This is a genomic window from Enterococcus sp. E5-37, from assembly GCF_035726925.1.
Classification (GTDB): domain Bacteria; phylum Bacillota; class Bacilli; order Lactobacillales; family Enterococcaceae; genus Enterococcus_B; species Enterococcus_B faecium.
The window spans coordinates 84336-94308 of record NZ_JAPMLG010000010.1 but is presented as its reverse complement, the minus strand read 5'-3'; the positions used below and the strand labels follow the sequence as shown (position 1 = coordinate 94308).

The window sequence follows — 9973 nt, the reverse complement described above, 5'->3', positions numbered from 1 at the left end:
TTGTCGCTTTCTTACTAGACCCTCTTCACCAAATTCTTGATAGGCATTGATCCAGCGCTTCACTTGTGATGGAGCCTTAATGGAATACTTCTTTGCCAGATAATCACTTCCGCCTTTACCATCCAAACAATCATGAACGATGTTTAATTTAAGTTCAAAAGTATATTTAACCATAAAAAATACCGACCTCCAAAAGTTAGATTTTTTGGTCTAACTTTTGGGGGTCGGTACACAAAAGTCTTGTCACAGTCCTTTTTTCCGAATAAATGGTGTTCCAGAAGTAGCTTCTTCGGAAATAAGCCGAAATTTCACAAAAATTTGAGAAGCAATTTTCGTAAATTCCTTCTTATTTCTTGAAGCTGACCACTTCTATCACAACCTCTTTCATATCTTATTACTTCTTCATTGCTGCTTTTAGTGCTGCTGCTAATGGGCTTTCTTCTGGTTCTTCTGCTTGTGCATATTTTTTCAGCAAGCGTCGTTCTTCATGTTTGGTCATTTTCTTCTTCTGCTCTTTTTTATCAAGCATTTTTTCTGTCGTTCCATCGTATTTACAACGGAAATAAGCACCGTTTTTACCTTCGATGATTTCCATTTTCCGGTGACATTGCGGGCATCGATGATTAGAGACTTTTGGATCTTTTCTTCTGCGGTAGTTGCAATCTGAATTGGTGCAGACATAGATTTTGCCGTCACGTGTGTTTTTCTCGCGCAGATTGGCCCCACATTCTGGGCATTTCTTTTGGGTAATCGAGAAATCTTGATATTCTTGTTTGCTTGATTTGATCTCATTCACCAAGCGTTTTGTTTCTTTTTCGATTCCATTCAAGAAGGTTCCTGCTTGTTTCTTTCCTGCAGCAATAGCTTCAAGGTCTTTTTCCCAGCTTTCTGTCAAATCTGGTGTTACTAAAGAGGGATTTACCAATACTAATAATTGCTTACCTTTAGGAGATACTTGCAGTCCTTGAGGGGTACGTTCCATCAGTTCAGATTTGATTAGTTTCTCAATAATCTCTGCACGCGTAGCTGGGGTTCCCAGACTGTATTTTTCCATTTGACCAAGCAAGCTTGCTTCTGACAATGGTTTAGGCGGTGCAGATAGTTCTTTTTTGATGGTGAAATCGGGATTGATTCTCATTCCTTTTTCCCATTTGACTGTTTCCGTCTCAGTTTCAGTTTCGCCTTTCCATCCTGCTTGGACGACACGATTTTGCCGAAAAATGAATCGTTCTTTACCAAATTCAACCGTAACTTTTGTTTGGCTGACTTTATGGGGTTGAGCAAACAGTCCTAAAAAACGAGAGACAATCATTTGATAGATTTTTTGCTCTTCATTACTTAATTTTTCATAACGTGCTCTGTTTTCAGTTGGCAAAAGTGCATGGTGATCGGTCACTTTACTGTCTTGGAATACTTTTGTCTGTTGGACGATGGCTCCGTTTTTCAAATACTGCTTGACCTCAGGAGCAAAGTCGCTGACTGCTTGCAATCGTTCTTTCATCGTACTTTTCATGTCATTTGTCAGATATTTGCTGTCTGTACGCGGATAAGTAACGATCTTATGGGTCTCATACAAACTTTGTACAAGACTTAATGTTTTCTTTGCAGAATAGCCATAGCGTTGATTGGCTTCTCTTTGGATCTCTGTTAAATCATAAGGCAATGGCGCAGATTCCGTTTTTAATTTTTCTTGGACTTCTGTGACAGTTCCTTTGCTTGTACTGATCAATTGAACAAGTTTTTGTGCTTCTTCTTGTGTTTTTAAAGCAAATTGATTTTTTTGAAGCATTTTGGCTTGTTCTTTTCCAGCTTGCAACGTGATCGTGAAATACGTTTGTGGACGGAACTGCTCGATTTTCTTTTCTTGGTCTCTCACTAATGCTAGTGTCGGTGTCTGCACACGGCCTGCTGATAAATTATCCGCGTACTTCACAGTTAAGGCTCTGGTCACATTCAATCCTACCAGCCAGTCCGCTTTTGCCCGGGCAAGAGCAGATTCATACAATGCATCATATTCTTTCGCAGGTCTTAGTTGCTTGAATCCAGTTTTGATTGCTTTATCTGTTTGAGAAGAGATCCATAACCGCTTCACTGGTTTATTGAAATGCACATACTCTAAGATCCAGCGAGCAACAAGTTCCCCTTCTCTTCCGGCATCTGTCGCAATGACTGCTTCTGAGACATCTTTTCGTTGAGCCAGCTGCTTGATTGCTTTTAATTGATGTCCTGTTTTAGGCAGTGGTTTGATTCCTAGTTTTTTAGGGATCATTGGCAACGTGTCCATTTGCCAGCTCTGCCATTCCTTATTCAGATCTTCCGGCATTTTCAATCCTAATAAATGACCAAGGGCCCAAGTAACGATCACCTTGGGTCCTTCATAATAATTTTTGTGCTTTTGATTAGCACCAAGCACCTTGCTTAGGTCTTTCGCAACGCTTGGTTTTTCCGCTAGAATTAGTTGTTTCATAAAATTCCTTTCTGCTTTCTACTGTGATGGGCTGATGATTTTTCAACAACGCAAGTCCCTTGTATTGCTGTAAATCATCGTCACACTCTTCACACCAGCGCTCATCTCCGTCATTCCAAAAGGCGCTGAGAAAGTTACTTTTTGCATTGATATATTCATAATTTTGATGGATTTCGTTCCATTGTTTTTCGTACGCTTGTCGTGCTTCTTCGAAAGACTCGAATGTTTCTTCTTCTTCAATATCTTCTTCCCAGTCTTCAAAAAACCACCAAGGCTCATTGTCCCCGAACATGGTAATTACTTGATACATACTCGTGCTCCTTCTTTCAGCTTTTCTAGACTCATCTTAGTCACTTTTCAAGAAAGTTGCAAGAATTTTCTCTTATAAAAGGGTCATTTAATGAACATCTTAAAATTGTTACAAATGAATCTGATTGTTTAAGGCAAAGTAGCGATAAAGTCATTGATCATCCAAAAATAGCTGTCTTCTGGATCGATTGTTGGTTCTTTTGTAAAGTATCCTAAAAAACGTAAGGAAAGATAACCGTGGATCATACTACGTAATTCTCTGCTTCGGTGGACTTTTTCTTCTTTCGTTAATTGAAAAGCCTCAAAGATCTGCAAAATGATCTGATTCGTTTCATGGATTCCCTCTAATAAAACTGCTTCATTGGTGTGGGGCACACTGATCAGTAACTCATACACTGCTTGATTTGAAAAAGCAAAGGATCGATAAGTTTCTGCATAGATCTGCAGTGCTTCCTGACCACTTTTTCCCACAAGAGCCCGACGCAGCTGGTCATTAAGTTCCTGCAGAAGTTTCGCTGTTAGCGCTGTTTTGACATCACGAATATTTTTGAAATGGTTATACAGCGAGGGAGCCTTGATATCCAAGCGTTTGGCTAAATGCTGAAAGGTTATTTGCTGAACATCCATCTCTTCTGCTAGTTCTCGAAAGCAGTCGATGATTTTCTCTTGAGACAGATTTCTTTTTTTCATTTTCATGTTTCCTCTCATAAAATAAATCCTTCACTCTTTCAGTTTACCACGAAAAAGAAAGAGAAAAAAGAGACTTTCATTGATAAACTACATATTGTAGTTTATAATAAAGATCTGTAGATGAAAATTTTCAGAAAGAAGGAGTCTAATTGGCTGCAAGAATAAAGGAAAAATTATTTAGGAAAAGAGAAACTTGGGAACAAAACTTGTTTGTCTTATGGTTTGGAACATTTATGGCTGGTATCGGATTTAGTTTAGTCATGCCTTTTATGTCACTTTACATAGATACGTTAGGTAATTATAGTACGTCACAATTGAACTTTTGGAGCGGATTGACTTTTTCATCTACTTTCTTGGTGACTACGCTTATCTCTCCTTGGTGGGGAAAATTAGCCGACCAAAAAGGAAGAAAATTGATGCTGTTGCGTGCTTCATTAGGAATGGCAATCGTCATTTCTTTGATGGGTTGCGTGACTAGTGTGTATCAATTAGTCGCATTGCGTCTGCTTCAAGGGATTTTTTCTGGTTATATCAGTAATGCCACTGCCCTTGTCGCAACTGGGACGCCAAAAGAAAAAAGTGGTCAAGTTCTTGGAACCTTAGCAACTGGTTCTGTTACAGGAACATTACTTGGACCGCTTCTTGGCGGGATCTCTGCTTCAGCGTTTGGCTATCGCCCTACCTTTTTCATTACAGGGATCATCTTATTTTTCGTCTTCTTGTTGAGTCTGTTTTTCGTCCATGAAAAATTTGTCCCAGTGAAAAAAGAAAACATGGTTTCTGCCAAACAGATTTTCAAAGACTTGAAATATCCACACGTCGTCATCGGTATGTTCGTCACAACGATGATCATCCAAGCATCCAACAATTCCATTAGTCCAATCATCAGTCTGTACATTCGCCAATTGCTGCATGGACATGGGAATGTTACGTTGATCAGCGGAATCATCGCTTCGATACCTGGGATTGCCACTTTGATAGCCGCTCCAAGATTTGGTCGCTTAGGTGACAAGATTGGGAGTGAAAGAATACTTGCGATTGGTTTGGGTTTTGCGATTCTGGTTTATATCCCAATGGCATTCGTCACGAATGTTTGGCAATTAGCTGCCTTACGTTTTTTGATTGGTATCTCTGATGCTTGTCTGCTCCCTGCTGTCCAAGCATTGATCACAAAATATTCGCCTCATCAAGCTGCTGGACGGATCTTCAGTTATAACCAATCTTTCCAAGCAACTGGTAACGTAGTAGGGCCTATGATCGGCTCCAGTGTTTCCAGTGCATTTGGTTATCGTGGCGTCTTTCTTTCGACTTCTCTTCTTGTTTTGGTCAACTTCTTGCTTGTACGACACAATACACAAGAGATCCATCAGCAAGAAACTGCAGAAGAAAAAGCTTCAGGAGTCTCCATATCTTCAGGGCACTCTCCTTCTCATAGACAATAAGCGTAAATGAAAAACACTGCTTGAACAGTTGTCACAGACTGTCCTTGCAGTGTTTTTGTTTAGGCCTGTTTTTTCAAGAACTCAGATAAGAGGAATAATCCCTTTTCCAAGGTTTCTTTTTTACAACAGTAACCTAGTCGGGCATGCTTCGGTAAATCAAAGGCACTTCCTGGTACTAATAGTACTCCTGTTTCTTCTAATAAATTGATACAAAATGTCTGGTCATCTTCTTCGATGGCTAATTTAATGAAAGAAGTAGAGACGTAATTGGGAGCGACAAGTTCAACTTTCGGTTCATTGGCTACCCATTGTTTTAAAATCACAAGGTTCTCTGTAATGATCTTTTTGTTTCGCTCCAATATTTTTTCTTTATTCTTCAATGCATGTACAGCAAGATCATCTGACAGGACTCCGCCGCAAATCATCGTGTAGTCTCGATATTTTCGAAAAACCTCTGCCAATTTAGGTCCAGTAGCTGTCCAACCAATACGGATACCTGGAATGGAGTAGGTTTTGGATAGGGAATTGGTTGCTATACCTTTTTCATAGACATCTACGATCGACAAGAATTCACCTTTATCCGTTAAAGGCGCATATACTTCATCTATCAATACATATGCATCTACTGTACGAGCAATTTCTGCGATTTTTTCTAAAGTTTTCCGATCTAGCAATGTGCCTGTAGGATTGTTTGCACTATTCAAACAGATGATTTTTGTTTCAGGTTTGACTAAGGCTTCTAGCTGTTCTAAATCAAACTGCCAATCTTCTTCTTCCTTCAAATGAACAAAGTCAACAGCGGCACCTAAAGATTTGGGGATGTCATATAATTGCTGATAAGTAGGAAGCATCGAAACAACATGATCTCCTGCTTCCACTAACGCGTATAGAGCTAAAAGATTAGCACCAGTCGCTCCATTCGTTTGTAAGATGTTTTCCGGATCGACGGTTTGATAAAGAGAAGCGACTTCTTGTTTGAAAACATCTGATCCTTCGATCCAGCCATAGTCCAATGGTTCGTTTTTGCGTTTTTCGAAAAATTCACTTACGCTAGTCCCATCTAAGCCAACGAGTTCGTCTAATGTCAATGCTTCGATCGAACTTTGTGCAATATCATATACCGCTTTCTTTTCCCATTTATTTAGCCATTCTTCTACACCGAAATTTGCGATTTTCATGTTTCTTTCCCCCTTATATCTTGATCCAGCCTACAGCAAGCAACCCGATTGAAAGCAGTGCGGCCACACAAATCAGCCCAATCATTACTTTTTCTTTTCCCGTAATTTGATGTTTGGTTTCACGACAAGCGATCCAGTAGAAGCAAAAACCAGGAAGATAGGCAATACTACATAAAAGGACATAAGAAAATCCTGCTAAAATGATGCCCATCAATTCAAAAACTACAGCAATCCCACCGATCACTACTTGTTTTTTGATTCCTTCTTTTAAAGAAAACTGGACTTGATAGATCCCGACAAGTAGATAACAAATCAAAATTGCCGCTGTACATAAAGAATAGGCAAATTGATAGGCATAATCAGTAACTAAGAAAGTCAATAAGAATAGATTAGTCAAGATTGCAGTAACAACTAACGAATAAGTTGGGGCATTTTTTTTATTCGTTTTTCCCCAAGCTTTCGGCAACAGACCGTCTCGAGCCATCAACATCGTTGTTTCTGCTGGGAGCATCGTCCAAGACAACCAAGAACCAATGATCGAAATAATCAAGCCGATATTGATCAGCGCTGCTCCCCAATTTCCCACGATTCCTTTTAAAATATTTGCCATAGCAGGTTGTGAAATAGTTGCTAACTCTTCTTGAGATAAGACACCGTATGGCAAGATCGAAGCCAGGATATAGATAAACAATAAACAAAGCAGACCAATGATCGATGCTTGCTGGGCTTCTGAACGTTTCTTCGCGCGGTTGGCTAAAACACTTGCGCCTTCGATCCCTACAAAGACCCACATCATAACCATCAAACAACCTTTAATCTGCAACCAAATCGTTCCTTGCTGCCCTGATCCATTCACTAGATTATCAGATACGTTACCCCAAAAATCAGCAGTGAATATATTCACTTTAAATGCGATAAATACAAATATTAAAAATAGGAATAATGGCACTAATTTACAGATCGTCACGATTGTATTGATGACGCTCGCTCCTTCAACTCCATTGTTTACTAATAAAGTCAGACCCCAAATAAAAATACTTGCAAATAAAATAGAAGGAACATTTTGTCCACCTTTGAATATCGGGAAAAATTCTCCCATGGCGCTCATCAGCATCGTTGCAAAAGCAACATTTCCCAGCCACGCAGACAACCAGTAACCCAAACCACTGATGAAGCCACCTAATTTACCAAATGAAGCTTCCGCGTAACCGAAAATACCACCATCTAGATCTGGACGTTTTTCTCCTAAATGATTCAGCGATAATACCAAAGCTAAAATACCAATCCCAACGATTATCCATGAAAGGATCGCTGGCCCTGGAGCTGCAGAACTAGCCAGATCACTTGTGATCCCAAACACACCGCTTCCGATTGACGAACTGACAACCAGAGCAACCAGTCCCCATTTGCTAATACCCGTCGATTTCTTTTCCATTTCCATCACCCTCACTTATAAAATTGAACAAATCACTTGCAAAAGATTCCCTTCTATTTTGCAACTGCTCTTGCTTAACAAAAAGCAACTTTATTCATATTATTGGATATTATGAACTTTTTACACGAGCATTTCAAGTATAAAATGAATAAAAATTAATTTTATTGCAAAAAAACAGCTATGCTATCCAAAAGAAAAGGTGTTTCTTTTGTTAGCCATAGCTGTTTTGATTCATTTAATATCGCTTAAACGTATTGTAAAACTTTTGTTTCTTGATATGCGTGGTCGATCAAACCACCGCCCAGACATTCCATTCCATCATAAAATACAACTGCTTGTCCAGGAGTGATTGCACGTACAGGTTCGTCGAATACGACTTCTGCACGATTATCATCCAATAAGCGAACTGTCACAGGAACGTCTTGCTGACGATAACGAAATTTCGCTGTACACTTGAATTCTTTTGGCATTGGTTCATTCGTCGTAAAGTGGATTTCACTTGCATCCAAGCTTGTGGCATACAATGCAGGATGATGGAACCCTTGCCCCACATATAATGTGTTTGTCGCTAGATCTTTTCCTACAACAAACCAGGGTTCTTGCGAATCTCCTCCGCCACCGATCCCTAGTCCTTGACGTTGACCAATCGTATAATACATCAAGCCAGCATGTTGGCCTTTGACTTCACCATCAAGAGTGACCATATTTCCTTTTTTTGCTGGCAGATAGTTGCTCAAAAATTGTTTGAAGTTCTTTTCACCAATAAAGCAGATTCCTGTTGAATCTTTTTTCTTAGCAGTCGCAAGGCCTGCGCGTTCAGCAATTGCCCGTACTTCTGATTTTTCCATGCCACCTAGAGGGAACATCGTTTTTGAAAGCTGTTCTTGTGATAATTGGCTAAGGAAGTAAGTTTGATCTTTATTATTGTCTACTCCACGAAGCATGTGGACCACGCCGTTTTCATCGCGAGTGACTTGCGCATAATGTCCAGTAGCTACATAATCGGCGCCAAGATCCATTGCATAATCCAAGAATGCTTTGAATTTGATTTCTTTGTTGCACATCACGTCTGGGTTAGGTGTACGTCCTGCGCGGTATTCGGCTAGGAAATATTCAAATACACGATCCCAATATTCTTTTTCAAAATTCACAGAATAATAAGGAATCCCGATTTGAGCAGCTACTTTCGCTACATCCTTATAATCTTCCGTGGCCGTGCATACACCGTTTTCGTCCGTGTCATCCCAATTTTTCATGAATATTCCGATCACGTCGTATCCTTGTTCCTTTAACAAAAGTGCTGTTACAGATGAGTCGACACCGCCACTCATCCCTACGACAACGCGTGTTTTGCTGTTGTCTGTCATGATATCACCATCATTTCAATTAGATTCTGAAACATCTACGAGTTGAAGGTCGCAACTTTTCAGTATTTTACATTATACGTCATATTTCTGAAAATTTCATCCCTTAATTATCAAGTCGTAAAAATATTGTTCTACTGGACCTATTCAGTACACAAACATGATAGTCAACCAAAAAATCACTCATCTTTTGAGCATTCGATATAAAAAATTGGCATACTCATAAAAAGGGCCAGCCTTTCGGCAATAAGGAATAATTTTGTAAATTGTGAAAAACTATTTTTCAAAATTGCTTCTTATCGCTTAAAGCTGCACGTCTCATTTACAACCTTTTCTTTTTAGATGTTATGAGTTGCTCAGATAAGTGATTTTGTTTACTCTAAGAAAAAAGGGAGGCAAAAGATACATGAATTACTTTACCAGTGATATGCACTTTTTCCATGAACGCTTATTAGGAAAAAACGACTTTGCTCCGCGGCTCTTTGCAAATGTGGATGAAATGAACCAACAGTTGATCACTAGCTGGAATGCAGTAATAAAAGAAACCGACCATGTTTATCATCTAGGCGACCTTGCTATGCATCCGCAATATGAAAAAGCAAATGCAGAAATTTTGGAACTGGTCACTCAACTGCAAGGAACAATCCACTTGATCAAAGGGAACCATGACAGTCGCGCTTTTTTCCGTTATTTAGAAAAAAATGATCCTAGGCTTACTGACGGAAGTCCCAAATTTTATTTTTATGATGTAGGTGCCATCGTTAAATTCGACCATCAACAATATTACTTGACTCATTATCCGATGTTGCTCGGGCCTAACGACACTATCCGCAATCTTCATGGACATATCCATCATTACAGCGTACCTATCGAGAACGATGTCAATGTAGGCGTAGACGCACCGGAAAGAGAACTCTTAAAGGAAAAACTACCATTTGGCACTCCGTTATCTGAGCAACAAATCAAAGAAATCTATGAAGCAAAGAGGAAGTACGATAGGTCGTGAAAAACTGCCCTATATCAAGTATTAAACAAATAAAGATAATTACTCATATTTTTCATTTGAGTAGGCTTATTGCCACAGGAAC

The 9973-nt window shown here is 39.4% G+C and carries 9 protein-coding genes; 2 read left to right on the top strand and 7 right to left on the bottom strand.

Annotated features, from left to right (window positions below):
- The 4 genes from OS138_RS09600 to OS138_RS09585 all read right to left on the bottom strand — a co-directional run.
- Positions 1 to 174: helix-turn-helix domain-containing protein (locus OS138_RS09600; protein ID WP_325070071.1), on the bottom strand; the 174-nt coding region annotated here is incomplete at its 3' end.
- Between the two features lie 220 nt (positions 175 to 394).
- On the bottom strand, positions 395 to 2467 hold the full coding sequence (locus OS138_RS09595) for a DNA topoisomerase III (RefSeq protein ID WP_033581948.1): 2073 nt from the start codon (positions 2465 to 2467) through the stop codon (positions 395 to 397).
- The gene (locus tag OS138_RS09590) at positions 2400 to 2777 is read right to left on the bottom strand and encodes a DUF1033 family protein (protein WP_002286704.1); all 378 of its coding nucleotides are present in this window, start codon (positions 2775 to 2777) and stop codon (positions 2400 to 2402) included. Before OS138_RS09590 ends, OS138_RS09595 begins: the two co-directional genes overlap by 68 nt.
- A gap of 128 nt (positions 2778 to 2905) precedes the next feature.
- Complete coding sequence (locus tag OS138_RS09585) at positions 2906 to 3466, bottom strand: TetR/AcrR family transcriptional regulator (protein ID WP_002325115.1); 561 nt, start codon at positions 3464 to 3466, stop codon at positions 2906 to 2908.
- Positions 3467 to 3615: 149 nt separating this feature from the next.
- Between OS138_RS09585 and OS138_RS09580 the strand changes: the two genes are divergently transcribed.
- Positions 3616 to 4908, top strand: a complete 1293-nt coding sequence (locus tag OS138_RS09580) for a multidrug efflux MFS transporter (protein ID WP_002325116.1) — start codon at positions 3616 to 3618, stop codon at positions 4906 to 4908.
- Positions 4909 to 4967: 59 nt separating this feature from the next.
- On the opposite strand, the gene OS138_RS09575 is transcribed toward OS138_RS09580, so the two are convergent.
- The 3 genes from OS138_RS09575 to mnmA form a co-directional block, all read right to left on the bottom strand.
- Positions 4968 to 6086: an aminotransferase gene (locus tag OS138_RS09575; protein ID WP_325070069.1), complete on the bottom strand. Its 1119-nt coding sequence runs from the start codon at positions 6084 to 6086 to the stop codon at positions 4968 to 4970.
- Between the two features lie 13 nt (positions 6087 to 6099).
- Complete coding sequence (gene arcD / locus OS138_RS09570) at positions 6100 to 7521, bottom strand: arginine-ornithine antiporter (RefSeq protein WP_325070068.1); 1422 nt, start codon at positions 7519 to 7521, stop codon at positions 6100 to 6102.
- Between the two features lie 245 nt (positions 7522 to 7766).
- Positions 7767 to 8888: a tRNA 2-thiouridine(34) synthase MnmA gene (gene mnmA, locus OS138_RS09565; RefSeq protein ID WP_002286726.1), complete on the bottom strand. Its 1122-nt coding sequence runs from the start codon at positions 8886 to 8888 to the stop codon at positions 7767 to 7769.
- Positions 8889 to 9291: 403 nt separating this feature from the next.
- Between mnmA and OS138_RS09560 the strand changes: the two genes are divergently transcribed.
- Positions 9292 to 9891 (top strand): metallophosphoesterase, encoded by a 600-nt coding sequence (locus OS138_RS09560; protein WP_002291205.1) that lies wholly within the window; start codon positions 9292 to 9294, stop codon positions 9889 to 9891.
- The last annotated feature ends 82 nt before the right edge of the window (positions 9892 to 9973 follow it).